The following is a 21701-nucleotide window of genomic DNA, read 5'->3' on the forward strand; positions in this document are numbered from 1 at the left end:
CTTTCATTGTATTTCATTGTGAATCACACAAAAGAACCTTCGGCTTTTTCTCTGTAGCTGAAGGAATTCTCCATAGATCTATTGTAAAATCCACATTCTCTTCCATATGTTTATAAACATCCGGTTCGTTCAGGAGCTGTATCCCAACCGATTTGCTCATAATCGCATGCAAGGTCGTAGACAAGAATTGTCGCGACGCTATCCGGAAATCGAGAGCGCGAATCTCGCCTTTCTCGTGCCGTTCTCTTAGAAACCTTTCAAAAATGGCGCACTGCTCGCGAATCAGTACCGTTAATTGCTCGGCTTCCTCGAAGCCCAGCAGGTCATTCTCCCGAAACAAAATCCGAGTTAAGTCCATATCCTCCGTAAACAGTTCGTACAAGCGGCGCTTAATGGTGATCATCGCGTCCCGCAGGTCGAGGCCCTCGACAACCCGTTGAATCTGCTTTATTCCTTCTCTACGGTGCTCGAAGCTCTCACGTAGCAGCACCGCCATAATCTCCCGCTTGCCGCCCGGAAAATAATGATAAAGGATACCGTCTCCCATCCCGATTTTCCTCGTAATTTCTCGTACCGGGGTGCCATGGTATCCTTTTTCCGCAAATAATGATTTTGCTGCTTCCAATATTTTTTCTCGTGTTTCAGCGGCCTGCTCTTTTCGGATGTTGCGAGTCATCGTCGCCACCTCCTTACTTCGTAAGCATGAATTTCACTGAACGATCGCACAGCGAAATTTTAGCGCAAGGCTAAGGCGATGTCAATCGGTCTGCCAAAACATCACAAAATCGCCTAAACTTTTCGGTTATCTCTTACGACGGCGTCTTTTCTTTTCTCGAAATGCTCCTTAAATTCGACAAGCCCGATCTCGCAGCCTGGCCCGATCACTACCTTGTTCCCTCTTACTATATCAGCAATCGTATTTTCCAAATAGATATGATCTCCTTCCATAACTGAGACCGTTAACCTAGCGCTGGAAGAAGGTTTGAAAAAGAAGCTGAGCGGATGCAGCCACTTGGCTTTGCGAACCATTATATGACCGCCTCCGATTTCGTGTGCCTTGCAGTCCCGGTACAGATGGACTTGAAGCTTCCCCGCATTCAGCAAACCGCCGATTTCAAAGATGCCCCGTGCCGTAAACTGCTCGGCTTCGCAATCGCCCAGGGTGTGCAGCATGCCTCTCAGCTTGATGAGCTCGCTGTAGACATGATTCTTCGATTCTATCGTGCCTGCTATATTCAGCTCCTTGAGCTGAGTAGTCCCGCCGACGCTGACAGTGCCTGACGTTTTGAGCTCGCCTCCGCGAAGACCGCCTGTCACCTCGCAAGTGCCCACAATGTTGATTTTATCGGCCGTCACCGTGCCATCAACCTCCAGCGTCCCTACGCAGCTGAGCTTGGTGCAAGCCGTATCTCCCTCGATCGCGCCTTCTCCGACAATTTTGACATTATTATAGGTGCCGCCCATAACGCTGGAGCTGCCGGTAATTCTTAAATTTCTGACAGTCTTGCCAGCCACATGCTGATTCATCGGATCTCCTCCGTTTCCGTTTATATTTGGACATGCTTGATGATTCTGGAACTGCTATGCACGTCAAGGCTTTGCTTATATTCCACGCTGCCAATGGTGCAGCCCGGTCCGATTCGGACGGTTCCCCCGCGCACGATATCCGCCGTCGTATACTCCAGATAGATATTGTCGCCTTCAATGACTTCAGCGCTCAGCTTGTTGGCGAATGGCCCCGGAACGGACTGCAGCCATTTGGCGAACCCTTTGCCGGGCTGCTTGCCGATATGAATGCTCTCGCCGCCAATCTCGTTGATATGACTGCTGCCGTGGAGCATCAGCTTAATTTGGCTGGCATTTAACGTCTCGATGTCCATCCGTCCGTTTGCTTCAAAGATTTCGGTCTCGCAGCTGCCTTTCACCGTCACCATTCCGTTCATGAACATCTGCTCGCCCGTGACGGGTCCGCCAAAGCTTACTTTACCTTCAATGTTAAGCTTGTCGGCATGCAATCCCCCGCGGATGGAAGACATGCCATTGATGGAAGCCGTGACGGCCCTCACATGCCCTTGTACATCGCCCTTGCCGTTAATCGATAACTCATAGCACCGGACATCCCCTTCAATCTTGCCGACTCCCTCAATCTTCGCCAGATGAACATCTCCGCCGCCGGATCTGCCGATCCCGGTAATGAGTATTTTTCGTTGTTTTTCTCCCATTGTACGTTTTACACCTCCGTTATATCGCCATTAGCTTCAATTTTAATTGCTCGATCATAGCCGGCACATCCACTCGGAGGATGATCTTTACTCCGCTTTCGAAATGAATTTCGCCGCCGGATGGAACAAGAAGAAATACGGAAACGCCCATTTTGCGAAGCAAAATCAGATCGCATTGCTGCTCTTTAAACTTCTTGTAGTGCTCAAGGAAGGTAGGCAGCATCGTTCTGCCTTCTTCCAGGCTAATCTCCCCCGTCTGCAGGCAATAATCCAAAATGTAAACGCATAGGGTCTGTTCGAACGTGTACAGTTCCGATTGCCCGATATAAGTCTCCGCTGCTTTTGCCGAATTTAGTGAAACAATGTTTCGTTCTATTAATTCCCTCATGGAGATTGAGATAGCTTTTGAAGCCGGCGAGAACATATCTGCCAACTCATCCAAGGAAAGATCATCCTTCATGTTTACGATTTTATCGATTCGGTCGAGGATCTTCTGCTTTGGAAAAAAAGTCTCTTGCCCGGTAAACGCCGATTTGCGGATAAACCAATCCTCCGGCAGCAGGTTTTTCCGCTTCCAGCGGTACAGCTGCCCATACGAAATACCCGTAAGCTCCAATAAGTCCTTCTTGGATATTAGTTCTTCCTCCACGATTCAGCCCCCTTTGCTCTCAATATAACATAACATTGTTACGTTGTTAAGTCAAAAAGGAAGCCGCCTGCAGAATTAGGTCTCTGCAAGCGGCTTATTTTTACTCTCCCCTGCGTTCCCAAGGTTCATACAGACAGCTTTTATAATCGGAGTACACCGGCGGGACTCCTCTGAGCCGCCAATCGCAGTAGTCGAGCAGATGGTCGATATCCTCCTGCGTCCGGTTATGACCGCCCTGCCGGTAGGCGATTCCGATCTGATCCTCGGCACCAAGGAAGCGGTACACCTTCTCGGCTTCCGCATAAGAGACATACATCCCTTCGGGGTTGATCCAATCGTCCGAATAACCGCAGGTCAGAAGCAGCGCCCTCGGCGCAATCAGCGCGGCAAGCTCATGCTGGTCAAACGGAAGTGCCGCAGGGTCGCTGAACTGGCGGAACACCGAGTTAAACCAATGCGCCTCGCCTTCGCTTTGCAGCGCTTCAAGCGGTTCGCTTCTTCCGGCAATGCCCCAGGGATACGCTTTTCCTTCGAAGGAATACCGGAACGAGGCCATGCCGCCAGCGCCGGAAGCATGCGGGTTAACCAAGGCAAAACGCTTGTCGGTCATTCCGGCGACAAGGCTTGCTTTTCCCCATCTCGAGAATCCGGTCACGGCGGCACGGGAAACGTCGATCCCGGGGTAAAGCTGCTGTTCGAAGGCATCCAGCACTTTGCCCGCTGCCCAGCCAAGCGCAATAAATATACCCACGTCATTCTGGTCCGGTGCCGGTGCGTAAGGATACAACGTGAAGAAAGCGCCCGTGCGCTCCGCGTCATCCGATGCGATTTCCTGCGGGAGCAGCGTAACAACGGCATAGCCCCGTTGATTGGCCTGCTCCGCGTGATTTGTCGCGGCCTGCCCGTCGGGCTGCCAGCCCTCAAGCGATCCAATCGTAAAGATGACCGGATAAGGTCCCGTTATATCGCAATCTGCCGGTGGAAAGCTGATTCGGGCCATAAAGGAACCCCTCGCGTCACCCCGGGTAACATCAACCCGCAGACCCTGCTCCGTTTTCTCATATCTTACCTGCTCTCCGGCCGTATCCGGCATATAACCGTACATATAATAATGAAACAGATCCTGCAACTCCCGTGAACGTTCCTCCCAATCCGCCGGCGTCTTCACGCGCCGACCGTCCTGAAAGACGAACGGATCCGGCAGCTCCTTCGCAAGAGGCAGATCCGTTGGACTGGGGTAATGCGTTAATCGATTAGACAAGACAAGCACTTCCTTCCCAGGGATAAGTAGAAGTCTTGAGCATCCTGATACATCTATTTGCCGGGAACGGGTGAAATCCCTTCCTTCATATAAGGAAAAGAAAGAGCTATCCCGCCGGACCGTTGCCCGGTGGGATAGCTCTCTGCATGAATACAGCTAATATTAATGGCCGCCTGCATGATCGACATGCTTCACATGCTTATGGTTCGCCAAGATGAACAGGACCGATACGATAACAAAACCCGCCCCCACGTAGAACGGAATATGCGGATTAAACCATTCCGCCAGCTTGCCGGCGAAATAAGGAGCAATCGCGCCGCCGATAAACCGGAGGAAGCTGTAGGCCGCCGACGCTGTCGAACGCTCGACCGGAGCGGCATTCATAACGCCCGTTGTAATAAGGGTATTGTTGTTGCCGAGCAGTGCCCCAGCAAAGATAACGCTGGCGATAATGACCCATTGGGTATTCGTCCAGATGGCCATCGCAAGCAAGGTAAGGCCAAACAGCGTCAGCATAACCGCCATCGATTTGACCGTGCCGAATTTGCGCTGCAGCCATGGCGCCATAAAGACGGAAGTAACGGCCAGCAGAATGCCCCAGCCGAGGAATACGTAGCCGAGCTCATGGATGCCAAGCCCCATTACAAACGGCGCGTAAGCCATCAACGTAAAGAAGCCGAAGTTATAGAAGCAAGCCGTCAGACCAAAAACGACAAGCGGACGATGCCGCAAAGCCAGAAATGGATCCAGCAGGGAGGTTTTCCTCGCCGGTGCAGCTGCCGCCTTTGGCGCTCCGGCCGCTTTTGGCATCATAAAGATAATCGCCAGGAAGGCAATGACCATCAGACCGGCAACGCCGATAAAAGGTCCTCTCCACGAGATGGAGCCCAGCTCGCCGCCAAGCAGCGGACCTACCGAAATCCCGATGCCAATCGCGGCTTCATAGAGAATGATGGCTTTTGTCACGCCGCTTTTGGACAAGGACACGATTGCGGTTAAAGCCGTCGCTACGAAGAACGCATTGCCGAGACCCCAGCCGGCCCGATAGCCGACAAGCGCCCAAATATCGTTCGACAGCCCGCCGAGGAGCGAGAATACCGCGATAATAACGACGCCAAGAAGAAGCGTCCATTTGATGCCAAGTCTCGAGGTCACCACGCCGGTGATCAGCATCGCAACCGCCATAACGGCGTTATAGCTGGTGAAGAGCAAGCTTACTTCGCTGGCCGATGCATGCATTTCTTCCGCAATAGCCTTCAGGATCGGGTCAACGAGACCAATCCCCATAAAAGCGATAATGCCTGCGAAAAAGACGGCCCAGACCGCGCGGGGCTGATGAAAGAAACCGCCTTTTTCAACGGATAAAGGTTGATTGGCAGCCGAAGCTGCCTGTTGAGATGAATTTGCCACGCTCATACTCACTCCTGTTTATATTTCTTTTTGGCTTCGTTGATTCTGTCCTTGAGCTGGGAAATCTCCGACCGCATATTCTTCATCTTCTCCAGCTTCTGGTCAAGCAGCTCCAGCTGCTTAACTACCGTCTGCTCAAGCTCGTCAATCTTCTGAAGACGCAGCCCGGCGTCCTCTGTCTGCCTGATTTCGTCGCGCTGATTAATAAATTCCTCGCTCATCGTCACGTATTGCTGCAGCTCCTGCAAGGAGAAGCCAAGCACGTCGCGCGCATTAATCAGCTTCTTCAGCCGCTCGACATGATCGTCGGTATACAAGCGGAAGCCGCCCTCGCTGCGCTCCGGCGGAGTCAACAAGCCCAGCTCCTCATAATAACGAAGCGTGCGTTTCGTTAAACCGACCATTTTCGCAACATCCTCGATTTTGTAAAAGATTTTCATCGCCTCTTTCCTTTACTCTCTCTGTTCATTACTCTACACCTAAGTTAATGTTAACGTCAACGTTAACTTTTGAAAAATGGCAAAGCAGGTGCCATCTTCCTCCGTGATAGGATTAAGATGCCCTTTACCGTATGAACACATTCCGTAAGCGCAACAACTGGGCTGTACGACGCATAAAAAGCCGGGTACGCCTCTAATGCTTGGCGCCCCGGCTTAGCCGATTAGTTATGAAAGTTATGGAACCAGTATAATCTTGCCTGTGCTCTGACGGCTTTCAAGCAGCCGATGGGCGTCCGCGCCTTCCGCAAGCGGAAAGGCTTTTGGCGTCCCCAGCTTCAGGCTTCCGTCCCGAAGCCAGCCGAACAATTCGTCCGCCCTGCGGATGCGGTCTTCGCTGGATGTAACATGATTCCATAGATCGCCGCCCGTTAACGTCTTTGACGTATCCATAAGCATCCGCGGATCGACGAAGGCCGGATCGCCCCCCGCCATGCCGAAGAAGACAACCGTCCCTTTTGTCTTCACGGCCGTAAAGCTGTCCATTAGTGTGGAGCCAACGGAATCATACGCAACCGTGACTCCTTCTTCGCCGGTTGACCAGCTCTTCGCCGCCTCCGCCCATTGACTGCCGTAGAGCAATGCCTCGTCGGCCCCCGCGGCAAGCGCGGCTTCACGCTTTGCCTCCGAAGAGACAAGCCCCAGCACGCGCGCACCCTGCCGCTTGGCAAGCTGCGCGAGCAGCTGCCCGACGCCTCCGGCCGCGGCATGGACAAGCACTTCGTCGCCCGCCTGCACGCGGTAGCTATCGCGAGTCAAATAATGCGCGGTCATGCCCTGCAGCAATACCGCCGCCGCAGTCTCGAAGCTGATATCGTCCGGAAGCGGTATCGCCTTCTCCGCCGGCACCAACACAAGCTCCGCATTGGCATGCGGAACATCGCAGAAAGCGATCCGGTCGCCCTGCTTTAATCCTCCCGCATCCGGACCGGCCGCCTCAACGATCCCCGCTCCCTCGTAACCCAATATATAAGGCGGATTGCCCGCCAAATGATAATTGCCCTTCCTGCGGTAAATATCGGCGTAGTTCAGACCGGCGGCCTTCAGCCGTACCAATACGGTTCCCGGCTTAAGCTCCGGCGCGGGAATCTCCTTGTATTCGAGCACCTCCGGTCCGCCAAACGTTTCAAAGACCAATGCCTTCATGCTGTTCATCCTGCTGCCTCCATTTATGCTTGAAATGCTATCCTCTATAGTTTCATCAAAATTAATTCAATCATCCGTTTCTTCCCTTGAATCAGCACATAATCTCGCGGGTTTCCTCGTACTCCCCCGCTATCAAGGCAGTCGGAGGCTACGTTGGATTCTCTGCAGTAAAATGATCCGAATTGGGCTTCCGTTGTCGAAATGAGCGAATTACATTGAACCCCGTCCAATGTAGACAAGGTTACGGCAAACACCCGCATTACGCTTCATCAAATCCAACGTAGTTCTACTTTGTCAGCATCACAATGCTCCCGAAATCGGTCGGATCATCAAAGGTTTTACTAGCTACAACTATTCCTTCGCCGTTGAGGGTTTCTATCTTGTACGGTTTATCCGCTGTAACCGGAAGGATGGCATACCAAATTCTCTGCTGTACGCCTTCGCTAATAATTTTGGCGTTATATTCTCCGGCTGCCTCACCGCCTACCGTCACTTTGACACTCGCTACAGCGCTATTCATAAGCTGGCCGAATATAATCGGAAACGGGCCATCTATCCCTTTATACTTCGGTATACTCATGAAGTTTAACGCTTCATTCTGATCAGTAGCAGCGGAATAACTATAGTTTCCTCCATAGACCCACTTCCAACCCAGCAAGGTTTTCCGAACAAATTCAATCCCCAGGTTGTTTCCTTCTTTCTGCTCATTCAGCTTATTAAACAGCAGGGCACCTCCGGCAACAGGCTCCCGATAAATGATATGCGTCCTTGCTTCGTTTCTGAATTTTCGAACTGCTTCCTCCGGGGTATCTCCGAGTGGGATTTTTATTGTTCCCGATATACCCGATGCGCGCGAATATCTCCAATCCGCAATACCGCCAGGCCGGTCATAGGCATACACAAATCCAATAAATAAAACAAAACATACCGCGACGGCAATTACCATTCTCATGAGCCAAATTTGCCTGCCCGTTCGTACTTTTGGATACATGATTGCCTCCTCACTTTATGTTTGCGGAGCATGCTGAACCAACCCCGCCGAGCGGAATTCCTCCAGGAAATCATTCAGCCAGTCCTCGCCGTAATCAAGCGCGCCGGACTGGGTCGGGACAAAGAGCACATCAAGGCTCATGATCCAAAAACGCCGGACAAGCACAAACAGCTCCACCGCCTGCTCATCCTTTTCCGAAAAGGATCTTACGCTGCGGTATCCGGCCAGCAATGCCTGCCATAGCTGCTCCTTGTACTCGGCGGATTGCCTTTTTCTGTTGCGCACCTGGGCAAGATCGTAAGCCCGCCATCCCGGTGCCGACCACTCAAAGTCAAAATGAGTGTAGCGCCCGCTTATCTCAACGGCATTATTGTTCCCATGCATATCGCCGTGACAAATGCCCCAATCAAGTCCGGCCGCCGCTGCGGAAGCAACTTTTTCTTTCAGCGCATCGGCATACTCGCGGAGAAAAGTTTCCGCCGGATGCTCCTCGCCAATATGGCGAATAACGCGCTGCAGCGATTCCTCCACCAAAAACTCCGTATCCAGTTCCCAGCGCGGAAGCTCCAGCCGAGCCTGATCCATCGCCAAATGGAGCCGGGCCGCCGATTTACCAAATGTATAACAGCTCTCTTCGTCCTGCAGACGGTTCTCAACGCCTTCCACATACTCGAAAAGAACGGCGATCCGCTCCCCTTCCGGCGCCGCAATAACCGAATAGCGGGTGCCATCCGCCTTTCTAACCGGCCGTGCTATCGAAGCTTCCGATCCCGCCAGCAGCTCTTCCAATTGACCAAGAAGCTCCATCTCATACACGGCTTCTTTCTTCCCAATCTCCTGCCGGTAGATTCTTAATATATAGCTTCCCTTATCGGTTTGCACGCGGTAGGTATCATTCAAGCCGCGGAGCCAATACGCGCATTGGGTCCACAAGCCAAGCTCGTATTGCCCGCCAAGGCAGCTCATCAAATAGTCAGGCGCCAGCACCGAGCTAACAGCCATCGGCTGATTGGTCATTTCACATCGGTTCCCTTCTCTTTTTCGGTATCTCTATCATAAACGAGCAGCTCTTCCACATAAAGGAATTTAATTGTTTTATCCTTTTCTATCACGCCTTCTATCCGTTAAGATAGAGAGAGTAGACCCTACTAGGAGGAAACAAAATGAGCCCTGACCGCAAACACCTTCGCGGGGATTGCGACAATTGCTTCGGGTTATGCTGCGTTGCGCTTCCTTTTGCCGCTTCGGCCGACTTTGCCATAGATAAACAAAGCGGTCAACCCTGCAGCAATCTGCGGGACGATTACCGCTGCGGCATTCATTCCAAGCTTCGGCAGCAGGGCTTCCGGGGCTGTACGGTGTACGACTGCTTTGGCGCCGGACAAAAGCTGTCGCAGCATACCTTCGGCGGGCGCAGCTGGCGGCAGGAGCCTCAAGCAGCGAAGCTAATGTTTGAGGTTTTTCCCGTGATGTGGCATTTGCAGGAGCTGCTCTGGTATTTGACCGAAGCGATTGAGCATCCGGCCGCACTGCCGATCCGTACCGAGCTTCAAGCAGCAAGTGACGAGACGGAGCGACTAACCGGTTTCGATGCGGAAAGCCTGCTCAAGCTGGACTTTGCCGCCCATCGCGCAGAGGTGAACACCCTGCTGCTTAAGACCAGCGAACTGATACGGGCAAAGGTGCCTGAACCCAAGTCCGGTTCCCGAACCAAAAAGCCGCTCGGACGCGGCGCCGACCTTATGGGAGCCAAGCTGCAGAAAGCCGATCTTCGCGGCGCTAATTTGCGCGGGTCGTATCTCATCGCGGCCGATCTCCGCGGCGCCGATCTTCGCCATGCCGACCTCATCGGCGCCGATATGCGGGATACCGACCTGAGCGGGGCAGACTTAAGCGAAAGCCTGTTCCTCACTCAAGTCCAGCTCCAAGCGGCAAAGGGCAATGCGGACACCAAGCTTCCGCCTGCGCTTAGCCGCCCCGAGCATTGGAGCAGCAAAAAGCCGGCCACGTCCTAAGACGCGACCGGCTTTGCTCCCTGCATCGTATTATTGATATTGCGCCGCGATCCGTTCCAAGTACTCCTCAATCGGCAGCGATTTTCTCATATCCGTCAATTGATGGGCAGCTTCCCCCACCAGCGTGCGGAACTGCTTGCTCTCTCCCAGGGCCAACCGGGCGATAGCATCCACAATCATTTGCGGGTCATCCAGCTCGCCTTCGGACGATTTTGCCATCATCGCTTTGACCTTTGCCGTGATCTCGTCATAGTCGGTAATCTCCTCGCTTTGTCCCCAGGCGATCTTGCTCACAAAGCTATTGCCCGACGAACCGCCCTGCTCCACCAGTCTCAGCTCAATCCCAAGCGGCTTGAGCTCGTAATACAAGCCCTCGATTAATCCCTCAAGGGCAAACTTGGACATATTATATAAAGAACCCGTCGGCACGGCTGTCGTTACGCCCATAAACGAGCTGATCGTAATGAACATCCCCGACCTATTCGCGCGAAAATGCGGAAGCATTGCACGAATGACGTTAATTGGCCCACGCACGTTAACGCCGAACTGCCAGTCGATTGTCTCTTCCTTCGCCAGCTCCAAGGCGCCATAAGCGCCAACGCCGGCGTTATTGATTACAACGTCAATACGCCCAAAAGCTTTAATCGCATCGGCTACCGCAGTCCGGACCTGCTCCACATCCGTAACATCCAGCTTAAACAGCTTCACATTGCTGTACTGCGTCAGCTCCGTCTCGTTCTCCGGCGTGCGCATCGTTGCCGCCACATTCCAGCCCAGCTTGGCAAAATGGATCGCTGTCAGCTTGCCTAATCCGCTGCTTGTTCCTGTAATCAAAATGGTTTTATTCATTATGATTCTCTCCTCTAATTTTCAGCTTTTAGACCGAACGTTCATTCTAGTGAATCCAGAAGCCGGCCATGGAAGGCCGCGACAGCAGAAGCGTGCATTCATTGATACCGTTATCCTCTAATTGCTCCCTGCCAGCATACTTCTAACGCCTGCCGAATCCCGGCATCGGTTAAATCCGAATTGCCTTGCAAATAACTTTTCACCATATAGACCATAGAGCCGTAATGCATCTGGACAAGCAGCTTCGGATCCATCTGCCTGAACAGCCCCTGCTCCATCGCTTCCGCATAAAGCTTGTTCATCGGTGCGCACCAGCCGCCGTTATAAGCTTTCTGCTTCACCTCTTCGTAAATATACGGCGAGAAGGAGTACTGCTCGATAAACTGGAAGCCCTCCGGATACTGCCGGCTGGTCTCGATCACGCGTTCCCAGCCCCATGCGAAACGCTCCCGGATGGTGCCTTCCCGGTTTAAACCTTCCTGGACAAACTGGCCGTTATACGTAACGATAGCCGTGTACAGCTCGTTAATGATTTCTTCCTTGCTGCTAAAGTAATGATAAATGCTGCCCGTCGATACCTTGGACTCCTTGGCGATAAGAGCCATTGAAGTAGCCTGAAGCTCCTTGCGGATAATAATCTGCAGCGTTGTCTCAAGCACGGCTTTCTGTACTTTGTTGTATTGTTCAAACATGCATGCTTCCTCCAACAAGTTAAGATCCACTAGATAGAACGTTCATTCTAGTGCTATTATGTACCTTGCGACCGCACCTGTCAACTGGTAAGGAGTAGTATGCCAGAAAGGTTTAAACCTTAAACCGACTATAACGAACCGTAGACGCGCTATTACACCTAAATCCCTGCCGCTTCAGCTTCAAAGAGCCGAATAAGGCCAGCGCGTTTCATTAGAGTGCCAGAGTGTCGAGATACAAAAAGACTGCTCCCTTAGCCATTTTGACTTGGGGGCAGCCTATTCTTTACCCGTAAGCATCCTGCAGGCGCGCAGCCATTTTTTCTTTCTCCCGAACCAGTTCCTCTACGAAGGTGTTGCCGTTTCGGCGGTTAAACGCCTGCGCCAGACGGTCGATCTCCTCGTCCAGCCAGCCCAGCGTCACCACCTCCGACTCGGCGAGCTTCTTCCTGCGCTTGCCCTTGCTCCATTCTCTCAGGAAAATACGAACGGACAGCATGTATTGCAGCCGGTCCCACCCAAGCCTGCTGTCCAGACCTAGCCGGATCGTCTGCTCATACAGCTTGACGGCCTTAGGCATATCCGTTACGGTGAAGAACTGCAGGAAGGTGCCGTACTCCTCGAGATAGGACGGTCCTTTAAGAGCGCGGAAGGCTTTTTTCGCCGTCTCCATTGCCCGGTCGTATTCTCCAAGCTTAAGCAGCGGCATCATTATTTCGCTGTACGTGTTCTGCGGCACCGACCTGCAGGATATTTTGCCCTCCAGAATCGGCTTCAACGACTGAAGTCCTTTTTTATGATGGTTAATCGCAAAATGATAGCTGCCGAACATATTCTGCTCGCAGGCGCTGCAGTCCGACAAGGAATCCCGCTTCGCGGCTCTCCAGCTCTTGTAGCATTCCGCCGCCTCGGCCAGTTTACCCTGCCATAGCATGAGACTGACCCGCTTCTGATAATATACCCGGAGACTGTACCCGAAGGCGATGCATTTCTCCTTGAAGTCCTCGTAAATCCGCTCAATCTGCTCCAGGCTTAATTCCGGCATCCGCCACACGTACCCGAGCACCCATTTGTAATGCCACATGAGATAAAAGTTCGAATACTCGCCCGGATTCTGCTCGAATTTCGACAAGCACCAGGAGAAGGAGACCAGCATCCGCTCCGGACAGCCGCATTCCGGCGCCGCATTGGAGTAGTCCATTCTCGCATGATAAGCTTCCTCTTCCGTCATGTACCGATCGGCGACGCGGATCATCTCCTCCAGAACGGCCAGCTTCTGCTTGCCGTCCGGCATGGACCAAGTCGAGCGCCTCAGCTCCTGAAAACGGTTCTTCATCGGCCGACCTCGGCGTTCCGGTCAAGGCCCATATTCATGAAATGGAGCAGCGACTCGTTCATCAGCCTCAGCTCGTCGCCGCTCAGCGGATGGTTCCCCATAAGAAGCGCCTGCGTGTACAACAGCTCGATGCTGTTCTGCTGGAGCTTGAGGTCTCCGGATGCAATCGCCTTGCGGACAATCGCGTTATTGTAGTTGAAGCATAGCCTTGCATAAGGCTTCTCGTACAACTCTTCCTTGATCACATGGACAACCTCGGCAAACAGCGGATTCGCCTGCTCTTCGCTTTCCTCCATCATTTTGAAGAAGTTAACCTCCTGATTAATGTTGAAGAGGACGGGAATGTCAGCCGGCTCGAACCACTTGATCAGCGAGCGGCATTGATACGGCGCAAGCAGCCGATCCGCCAAATCCAGGAAAGGCTGCGCTTCATCACGCTCGCTCCGGCCAAGCGATTCGAACCGGCTGGAGAAGCCGAGAATATCAAGCACGCTGACCTGTACCTGCTCGTCAATGGAAGGAAGCTTGCGGATCAGCTCTAAATCATGCACATAACCGCCGTTAATGACCATCATGCTCTGAGCTTTCGCCACGCGGGCTACCTGTCTGAACTCGTCAAAAGTGGAAGTGACCGTAATGGTACGGTGATTACGCAAAATATCCGCCATTTTCAAATCGCCGTAAGACGTTTCGAAACTCAAATGCCGGATAAACAGCTCATACAGCTCGTCGTCCTCGGCAGCCATCGTTTTGAGGGAGGCATAATGAATAAGCACGATCCGCGCGAATAGCTCCGGGTCTTTGTCCGCGAGCTCTATTAGATAACGCTTGATGCAGGCGCCAAGCTCATCCCGCACCGCGTAGAAAAGGTCATTTTCCTGGAAGGACTCCCTCGACGCGGTTGGCCGCAGGCTGTTTGTGTTAATGATGCCATTGACGAAAAAAGCCCATGACGGCAGCATATTGTTCATTTTCTCCGACAGCAGGACACGCTTCAGGTACACCTTATGGCGTTTCTCGTCCTGCAGGCTGACGGAATAAGGCAATATATAGGCAATCCCCTCGGTGTCCCCGATCAGAGACTTCAGAGGAATAATGTCCATCGGCTTCTCGTACTCGCTGTCCTCGATATAAGAAATCGCTTCGGATTTGCCCATGCGCCAAGGAGGAGTCGTGTCGTTGATTTGCCGGCTGTCCTTGCCCTCCGTGAGCACGATTGGCGTTTCCAAATATTTCCCGAACCGCTCGAGCTGCTGGTACATCTTATACCACTCGGCGTATTCCTCGTATTCCGGCTTCAGCTTCAGATACACCGTCGTTCCGATCGGAACCGTCCTCTTCAGCTTATTCGTCACATAAGTGCCGTCCGGCTTGCCGCGCCATTCCAGCGAATCGCCCTCGAGGGCAGAGCGGGTAATCAGCACGATTTCGTCGCTGATGACGAAGCAGGACAGCAGACCAACGCCGAACTGGCCGATATAATCGTCCGCCGAATCCTGATCCGCCTTCTTCGTTGTGCTTCCGATGCGCGCCAGAAACCGTTCGATTTCCGATTCCGTAAGACCGATGCCGTTATCCATAAAAGAGATCGTATGCGAGGAAGGGAACAGCTCTACCGCTACCTTCCCCTCCGTTATATGTCCAAGTCTTTTTCTCGCGGTCACCGCATCCACCGCATTCTGAAGCAGCTCGCGGACGAATACGCCGGGATCGGAATACAAATGATTGGATAAGAGATCAATAATGCCCTGCAGATTCACCTGAAAATTCATATTGCCCAAACTCTCACCTCACGGTTCGTTTCTCGTTTTTCCCTGCCGTAATCCAACAGTACAGTATGAATATCGTCAGGAACAAGGGCGCTTATAAGTATAAAAAAAGTAGCGCGCCAACAGCGCAACTGTAATACGGGTTTTCCCGTCCCACAGTTGCGCCTTAGGCGCGCTTTACAATAACTTTATCTAGGCGTACGTCGTGACGATGACGCCGTCGTAATTGTTGCCGGATACTTCATACGGCTTGCCCTGCTGCACTTGAATCGTTGCGCCGTTTCCGACCATCGGGTAGTAGGCGACGGTATATTTTTGTCCGCCTGCCGTGATCGACATCGCCTTCGTTTGCTTCAGCTTGTCCAGATACTGCTCCAGCGTCAGATCCTGCTTATACATGATGGCGCTATGAGCCTTCCCGACATAACGGAAATGCCACGGCTCGTATTGAATGCCCGTAATATCCTCTTTCCCTTTCGGATAACGCAAAATAAACCCGTATTCCCACGCGTGCTTCTTCAGCCATTTGCCTTCCTCGGCCTCGTCCATCTTTGCAGTGGTTGAACCGATATCCAGCGATAAGCCGAGATTATGCTCGCTATGGTAAGCAGGCAGCGCATAGTCATGCCCCATATCGCGGTAAAGCTGGTCTTGCTTATCCGCGTCGCGGTAGCCGCTGCTGATGAGAAAATGCTCCACACCGTCTTTTTTCGCTCCTTCCACCATCTCGCCAAAGTCCTTTGCCACCGACTCGGACAGCTGAATCGACGGATCAAGCAAGCCGTAGCCTTGCACCAGATCCTGACGATCCGATAGCGAGACGATATCCGAACGTATTCCTTCCGGATGCAGAGCATAATCGTTATTCACAAGGAGCAGATCCCCCTTATACATCTGCTCCTTGCTCACGGTAATCATCTGGCTGTCTTGCTGCGGCAGCGACCCGTTTTCTATATCAACCTTGTCTTCCCCGGCGCTTTTTACATTAAGCTGCGAGATCCCGTAACTTAACAGGATGACAAGGATAAACGCAAAAACCCACTTCCTCATGGCCCATTCCCCTTTGCTTGTTCATGCAACTAAGGATATCGGACACTTTTTAAAAAGAAGTGGGGGAAAAGTTAAAGTTTTTCTTAAATCGGCAGTTTAACCGTAAAGACCGTCCGGATCGTGCTGCTCTCCGCCGTTATCGTGCCTTGATGCTGCTCGACGATATTTTTGACGATAAAAAGCCCCAGCCCCGTGCTTCCTTCGGGAGAACGGGCGCGGTCGCCGGTGTAGAACATATCGAACAGATGCGGGAGATCCTCCGGCTTGATCAAATCTCCGTAATTGATAACCTCGAGAATGGCATGGCCGTTCTCGGTTCTTCCCTTGATATCGACATACTCGCCATCCTGCCCGTAACGGGCGGCATTCGTCAGCAGATTCTCGAATACCCGGGCGAGCAGCTCGCCGTCCGCCTCCATCACGAGATGGGGAGGCAGGTCCAGCCTCGCCGTCAGGCGGCTCTTCACAAACACCGGGTACAGCTCTTCGCTCAGCTGCATCAGAAGCTCCGATAAGTCAATCTGCTTCTTGTCCAGCGTCAGCATGCCGTAGTTCATCCGGGTAACCTCGAACAGCTCGTCCACCAGCCGCTCCAGCCTTTGCGATTTGTTAAACGCGATAGCGGCAAAATGCCGGACCTGCTCGAGGGACAGCTGCTCGTCGCGCAAAATAAAATCCAGATAACCAAGCACGGAGGTTAAGGGCGTCCGCAGATCATGCGCGAGATTAAGCACGAGCTGATCCTTGCTGCTCTCGGCGAAATCCCCCCTCTCCACCGCCTTCTGCAGCATCTCGCCGGCAAGGTTCAGGTCCCCCGCGATAACTCCGAATTCATCGTCGGAGGGAACCAGCACCCGCCCGGTGAAATCCCCGTTGGCGAGCCGGTGAATGCCGGTCGAGATCTCCTTGAAGTAAGAGACGTAAGGCTTGGTGAACAAATAAAAGAAGAAGAACGATAACGGCAGGAAAAAGATCAGGAAGAAATTCAAATCCCCAATATCGTTAAGCCAGCTGCGGGCTTGAACAATCGGATCGTCCGCGTAACGGATTCGCTGATTATAGTAAGACTTCAGCAGCCTGTAAATGAGATACGTCACCGCTCCCGAAATGAGCAGGCTCATGACGAACAGCTCGATCATCCGGGTGCGGAAGCTGCGTAATTTTTTAGCCTTGGAAGGCATAGCCTACCCCCCAGACCGTCTTGATCCATTGCTGATGCTGCTTATCCTCGCCAAGCTTCTTGCGCAATGTCCGTATATGAACCATTACCGTGTTGCCGCCGCTCTCGTAATAAGCCTCGCCCCATACCTGCTGGAAAATATGCTCCGCGCTGAATACCTTCTTCGGATGGCTGGCCAGCAGATGAAGGATATCGAATTCCTTCGGCGTCAGATCGATCCGGTCATTGTACAAGGTAACGGTACGCTGCTCCTGATCAATCGTCAGCCCTCCCGCCACTATGGCGGATGCCGCATGAGTTGGAGCGGCGACCGGCTGATTCAGCTGCCTGAAGCGTCTCAGCTGCGCATTTACTCTCGCGAGCAGCTCCATCGGGTTAAACGGCTTGGTCATATAATCGTCGGCTCCCATAACGAGGCCGGATATTTTATCGAAATCGGACGTCTTGGCGCTTAAGAAAATAATCGGCATCCGGTGCTGCTGCTCGCGAATAACGCGGATGACTTCGTAGCCGTCCATATGCGGCATCATGATGTCGAGAATAATCAGATCGATTGTATTCGTCTGAGCGAGACGGACGGCTTCTCTCCCGTCAGCGGCCTTCAGCAGCTGGTAGCCCTCCTTGCCCAGATGGAGCGCAATCAGCTCCGCAATATCCGGGTCATCCTCCGCAATCAAGATCGTTGTGCGCTGCATCCCCATTGCAATCATTCCTTATCCGTTTTCTTGTTTATTCCAACTCTTATTGTAACCTCTTGGACGAGCCATTACACGAAGTAGTTGCACCTTTTGCACCGGGCCGCGAGTTATAAAGGCGACTTCCGCCTCAAGCCCCCGTGCTCAGCACGCTGTAAGACGGTTTTCCGTCTTTCAGCGGGGGTGCGATAGCACAGGCAAATAAAAAGCCGTCCCCAAACGGGACGGCCTTTCACTTTCGGTTATATAGAAGCAGCGGTTTGCGACGCTGCCGCTTTTCCTTTTTTCACGCCTGCGGCAAGCAGCAGAACCAGGCACCCGCCCGCAATGCTCCACAGAACCGCCGCGTTCGAGCTGGCGGCTTCCAGTCCGCCGAAATACATGATTTCCCGCAATCCGCCCGCTACAAACCGAAGCGGCGTCCACGAGTACAGCAGGCTTTGCGTCGTATTCGACAGAAATTCGACCGGCATGTTCAGAATCGGCATCGAGAAGAACATGAGCAGGACGAGAATCGCCATGGCCGGGAAGCCAATCCAGTTGAGCAGCATCGATTGCAGCAGGTAGAACGCCGAACCGCTTAGCCATAAGAACAGCCACGTATCCGTTGCCTGCGACAGCTCCATTCCATACCAGGCGTTAGCCATCCATACGATTAAGCCGGAAGCGGCTCCGATCAGCACCAAGCCAATGACCGGCTGCAGCAGGTGAGCCGCCCATTTGCGGCCGGCCGCCTTATTCGCGTTATTGCTGGCAAGGAACAGGATCATCGCCGTCACCAGGCTGCCAATCCACATAATTTGCGTAAGGAGACCCGGCGCGTTGCCGCTTGCGTTATTGGCGCCGACCGGGTGAACCGTTTCTTCGGTCACTTGAATGGGCGCAAGCAATGCCGATGCCGTAGCGGCAGGAATTTGCTCGGAGCGCTGGGATAGCTGCTCCAGCGTCGACTTCGACAACTCGAGGGACACCATCTTCATCACTTGACCGAGCCCTTGCTTCACAACCGTTGCCGCCTGCGAGTTCATGCCCTCATTGCCGATGATTTGCACGGTTGCGGGCGCCGGTGCCGGACCGCTTAACGACATCACGCCAGCGCTCAAATCCTTCGGCAGCACAAGCGCGCCGTAATAATCCCGCGAGTCCAGCCCCTTGCGTGCTTCTTCTTCCGAGTCGACAATCTCCCAGCTGATCGGCAGCTGCGTATTTGAGGTCAGCTGTTGCTTGATGATCTCGCCCACGGCCAGCTTATCTCCGGTCGGCAGATCAACCGGCTCATCCAGCACCACCAAGGCTACCGGCACATCATGCGGCTTCGAGCCAAGCACGGAGCCCATCATCGCAAGCCCAAATACCGTAAGCACAAGGGTAATGATCAGCACGCCAAGCCATAAAATTTTCTGTTTAAAAATTTCCATTTCAATCCCCGTCTCCCATCTCTATATAAATGAACATCGTGTTGATTACTGACCACGTTGTTAATTATAATGAGAGACAAAGGAAATACAATAATCATTCCTCACCGTACTGTTTATTACTCACCACATCGGCGGGACTGTGTTCATTATCGCGGCGAAATCGCAGAGAAGAGGCTGTTATGTCCGAGAAAATCGACCGGAGAAAAGCAAAAACGAAGCAGCAGATCCATGATTCGCTGATGGCTCTCATCGCCGAGAAAGGCGTTGAGCATGTAACGGTTACCGATATTACGAACCATGCCAACCTGAACCGCGGGACATTCTATCTGCATTACCGGGATGTGCCCGATGTACTTCAGCAGCTCAAGGATTACGTATTCAAGAGCATCGAACAATATGTGAAAAAGCTCGACTTCCGTGCGGCAATGGACTATGCCGACCGCCGGGTGCCTTACCCGCTTGGAGTACGGATCTTTCAGGAGTTTGCGAAGCATGCCGATTTCTTGAAGGTGATGTTTGGTTCAAAAGGGGATCTTTCCTACGCCATTCAATTCCGCAAGCTGATGGCCAAGCATATTTACCAGAAGATTGATATTCCCGAGGCCGCTAATCTGAACATTCGCCGGGACTACGTCGTTGCCTATATGACCTCCGCGCATTTCGGCTTGCTTATGCATTGGATTGAATGCGACCTGGACCAGACGCCGGAGCAGATGGCCTTCATTATGATGAACATCGTCAACTTTGGCCCGCTGGTCTCGTTCGGATTAAAAGAGATGCCTCCAACACCCGCCAAATCGTAAGAAAAGAAGAGCCTCCACTCCCGTGAAGGCTCTTCTTTACCTTTTGTAATCGGAATACCACTTCGGCACCAAACGCTCAAAGCCGTCGTGGTCCTCCCATACTTTACTGACCCTGGCCAGCATATCGCCGAGCTCCTCCGGGCGTACGCGGAGAATCCAGACGATCGATGACAGAATCGTCAATGCCATATAGAGCGAATATAACCCCCAGAAGGACTCCTCAAGCTCCCGGCCTTCGTAATAGCCGTCGATCTGACCGACCGCAAACGGAATGCTGGCCTCCACGCTGAAGAAGCCCGCCTTCAGAAACTCATGCACGGGGTCTCCCCAATCAAACCGGTTCACGTCAATGACGCCGGACAACCGTCCGTCCTTCACGATGAGGTTGCCGGTATGAAAGTCGTCATGCTGCAATCTGTTCGGGCGTCCTTTCAACAACCCAAGATTCGCATCGATAAAGGCAAACAGCTTCTCTTCGAAAGCAATCGTAACGCCGCTTTGCTCATAGCCCTCCCGATACCGACTGTATTTCGCGATTACTCGGTTCTCCCAAGGCTCGATAGAAGGCGGAGCCTCAATCCGATTGATTTTGCGCAGCTCGGCTCCCGCCTGAAGGCCGATCTCATACTGTCTGCTTAGGCTTAAGCCCGGGAGCTCGTCTATCGCATCGCCGCCTTCGATGTAAGATAACAGCATGTAGCCAAGTCCCAGCGCCTCCAGCCTCCCCATCGCAATCGGCAACGAACAGATGACCTCCTGCTCCCGCAGCTGCTCAAGCACCCGGAATTCCTGCTGTTTTCTTGCTTCCTCTTTTAACGCATAGGTTCTGAGCAAATACACAGCTTTACCGTGACGGTCATAAGCGGTATATTTACTGTCGCCGGAGTACCCTTTTTGAATCAGCTCCAGCTTCATGCCTTCTTGCAGCTCGGGTATGGCCAATAGCAAATCATTCATGTCTATCCCTCCTTCCGGTAAAAAGCTTATAAAATCATCCGCATGAGCGCGGATATATTGCGCAAGCCTGCGAAGACAGTCCGGCGTCTCGGCCTGCAACCGTCTGTAACAGTCTTCTATATGAAGGCACAGCTTATCATCCAGCTCGAGATCCTTAAAAGTTACTTCGCTTAAGGCACGGCCTTGCCGCACCACATGAGCATCAAGCAACAGCCGAAGCTCATCCAGAATGCCATGCATCGTCTCCGCTCCGAAATAACGAATCGCCTTCATGACGCCATCCGCGTATCCGGGCTGACTGAGCACATGCGCTGACCAGCAGTAAAGCTCCATCGGCGAATGCTTTGCATGGTCGTACCAGGCACTGAACATAAACAAAGCTTTCTGCGGTCGGTTAAGTCTGGCAAGCGCTTCGGACTTTACCGCCATGCTTTTGCCCCGGATTTGATCAGCCACCGGCCCTATGCAGGCCTGCCTTAACTCATCGTCCCCAAGCTCGCTCAACTGCTTCCTGCTCATCGTAACCAACAAAGAACCCCCCCTTTTCCACACAAAAGATACGCAAGCAAATGGAAAATGTTGCACCCTAGGTTTCTCGGCTTTCCGCTTGTCCGCAACATGGTTGGGACGAACTTAGCAAACAATATTGCATACAGGTTTCCGTGCCGCCATTCCCGGCCCCTATTCTTTTTCAAGAATGTTTGCTTACTATAATTGAGAAACTGTTAAAAAATTAGTACACTAGAAGGAATAAAGGAGGCGGA

General features: G+C 52.7%; 21 protein-coding genes. 2 read left to right on the top strand and 19 right to left on the bottom strand.

Features of this window, described 5'->3' with window-relative positions; translation table 11 throughout:
- Positions 1–13: 13 nt before the first annotated feature.
- The 10 genes from FHT67_RS23150 to FHT67_RS23195 all read right to left on the bottom strand — a co-directional run bounded on the left by FHT67_RS23150 (position 14) and on the right by FHT67_RS23195 (position 9193).
- Positions 14–676, bottom strand: a complete 663-nt coding sequence (locus tag FHT67_RS23150; protein ID WP_167201450.1) for a TetR/AcrR family transcriptional regulator — start codon at positions 674–676, stop codon at positions 14–16.
- A 113-nt stretch (positions 677–789) separates the two neighbouring features.
- A complete protein-coding gene (locus FHT67_RS23155) occupies positions 790–1527 on the bottom strand; it encodes a hypothetical protein (RefSeq protein WP_167201451.1) in 738 nt (245 codons plus the stop codon).
- Between the two features lie 20 nt (positions 1528–1547).
- Positions 1548–2222: a polymer-forming cytoskeletal protein gene (locus FHT67_RS23160; protein WP_167201452.1), complete on the bottom strand. Its 675-nt coding sequence runs from the start codon at positions 2220–2222 to the stop codon at positions 1548–1550.
- Between the two features lie 19 nt (positions 2223–2241).
- The gene (locus FHT67_RS23165) at positions 2242–2871 is read right to left on the bottom strand and encodes a DUF4004 family protein (RefSeq protein WP_167201453.1); all 630 of its coding nucleotides are present in this window, start codon (positions 2869–2871) and stop codon (positions 2242–2244) included.
- Positions 2872–2971: 100 nt separating this feature from the next.
- Positions 2972–4132 (bottom strand): glucuronyl esterase domain-containing protein, encoded by a 1161-nt coding sequence (locus FHT67_RS23170; RefSeq protein ID WP_167201454.1) that lies wholly within the window; start codon positions 4130–4132, stop codon positions 2972–2974.
- Positions 4133–4294: 162 nt separating this feature from the next.
- Positions 4295–5548 (bottom strand): MFS transporter, encoded by a 1254-nt coding sequence (locus FHT67_RS23175; protein WP_167201455.1) that lies wholly within the window; start codon positions 5546–5548, stop codon positions 4295–4297.
- Between the two features lie 2 nt (positions 5549–5550).
- The gene (locus tag FHT67_RS23180; RefSeq protein ID WP_167201456.1) at positions 5551–5982 is read right to left on the bottom strand and encodes a MerR family transcriptional regulator; all 432 of its coding nucleotides are present in this window, start codon (positions 5980–5982) and stop codon (positions 5551–5553) included.
- A gap of 234 nt (positions 5983–6216) precedes the next feature.
- A complete protein-coding gene (locus FHT67_RS23185; RefSeq protein WP_167201592.1) occupies positions 6217–7185 on the bottom strand; it encodes a quinone oxidoreductase family protein in 969 nt (322 codons plus the stop codon).
- Between the two features lie 286 nt (positions 7186–7471).
- Complete coding sequence (locus FHT67_RS23190) at positions 7472–8131, bottom strand: hypothetical protein (protein ID WP_208403460.1); 660 nt, start codon at positions 8129–8131, stop codon at positions 7472–7474.
- A gap of 60 nt (positions 8132–8191) precedes the next feature.
- On the bottom strand, positions 8192–9193 hold the full coding sequence (locus FHT67_RS23195) for a phosphotransferase (protein WP_132308457.1): 1002 nt from the start codon (positions 9191–9193) through the stop codon (positions 8192–8194).
- Positions 9194–9339: 146 nt separating this feature from the next.
- Here FHT67_RS23195 and FHT67_RS23200 point away from each other — a divergent pair, with 146 nt between their 5' ends.
- Positions 9340–10191: a pentapeptide repeat-containing protein gene (locus tag FHT67_RS23200; RefSeq protein WP_132308455.1), complete on the top strand. Its 852-nt coding sequence runs from the start codon at positions 9340–9342 to the stop codon at positions 10189–10191.
- 30 nt (positions 10192–10221) lie between these two features.
- Here FHT67_RS23200 and FHT67_RS23205 read toward each other — a convergent pair whose 3' ends face one another.
- The 8 genes from FHT67_RS23205 to FHT67_RS23240 form a co-directional block, all read right to left on the bottom strand.
- Positions 10222–11040, bottom strand: a complete 819-nt coding sequence (locus FHT67_RS23205; RefSeq protein ID WP_167201457.1) for an SDR family oxidoreductase — start codon at positions 11038–11040, stop codon at positions 10222–10224.
- 110 nt (positions 11041–11150) lie between these two features.
- Entirely contained in the window at positions 11151–11732 is a 582-nt protein-coding gene (locus FHT67_RS23210) for a TetR/AcrR family transcriptional regulator (RefSeq protein WP_167201458.1), read from the bottom strand.
- A gap of 283 nt (positions 11733–12015) precedes the next feature.
- Positions 12016–13065, bottom strand: coding sequence for a hypothetical protein (locus tag FHT67_RS23215; RefSeq protein ID WP_132308449.1), 1050 nt, complete (start codon positions 13063–13065; stop codon positions 12016–12018).
- A complete protein-coding gene (locus tag FHT67_RS23220; protein WP_167201459.1) occupies positions 13062–14837 on the bottom strand; it encodes an HSP90 family protein in 1776 nt (591 codons plus the stop codon). Before FHT67_RS23220 ends, FHT67_RS23215 begins: the two co-directional genes overlap by 4 nt.
- 189 nt (positions 14838–15026) lie before the next feature.
- On the bottom strand, positions 15027–15884 hold the full coding sequence (locus FHT67_RS23225) for a M15 family metallopeptidase (RefSeq protein ID WP_132308445.1): 858 nt from the start codon (positions 15882–15884) through the stop codon (positions 15027–15029).
- Positions 15885–15967: 83 nt separating this feature from the next.
- Positions 15968–17065 (bottom strand): sensor histidine kinase, encoded by a 1098-nt coding sequence (locus tag FHT67_RS23230; RefSeq protein ID WP_167201460.1) that lies wholly within the window; start codon positions 17063–17065, stop codon positions 15968–15970.
- A complete protein-coding gene (locus FHT67_RS23235; protein ID WP_167201593.1) occupies positions 17049–17759 on the bottom strand; it encodes a response regulator transcription factor in 711 nt (236 codons plus the stop codon). Before FHT67_RS23235 ends, FHT67_RS23230 begins: the two co-directional genes overlap by 17 nt.
- Positions 17760–18001: 242 nt before the next feature.
- Positions 18002–19177, bottom strand: coding sequence for a YhgE/Pip domain-containing protein (locus tag FHT67_RS23240; protein ID WP_167201461.1), 1176 nt, complete (start codon positions 19175–19177; stop codon positions 18002–18004).
- Between the two features lie 179 nt (positions 19178–19356).
- Here FHT67_RS23240 and FHT67_RS23245 point away from each other — a divergent pair, with 179 nt between their 5' ends.
- Positions 19357–19980: a TetR/AcrR family transcriptional regulator gene (locus FHT67_RS23245; protein ID WP_132308439.1), complete on the top strand. Its 624-nt coding sequence runs from the start codon at positions 19357–19359 to the stop codon at positions 19978–19980.
- Between the two features lie 36 nt (positions 19981–20016).
- Here FHT67_RS23245 and FHT67_RS30155 read toward each other — a convergent pair whose 3' ends face one another.
- Positions 20017–21456 carry a phosphotransferase gene (locus FHT67_RS30155; RefSeq protein WP_243867412.1) on the bottom strand — a complete coding sequence of 480 codons (1440 nt, stop codon included), beginning with the start codon at positions 21454–21456 and terminating at the stop codon, positions 20017–20019.
- Between the last annotated feature and the right edge of the window lie 245 nt (positions 21457–21701).

It is taken from the genome of Paenibacillus sp. BK720 (genome assembly GCF_011761545.1).
Classification (GTDB): domain Bacteria; phylum Bacillota; class Bacilli; order Paenibacillales; family Paenibacillaceae; genus Pristimantibacillus.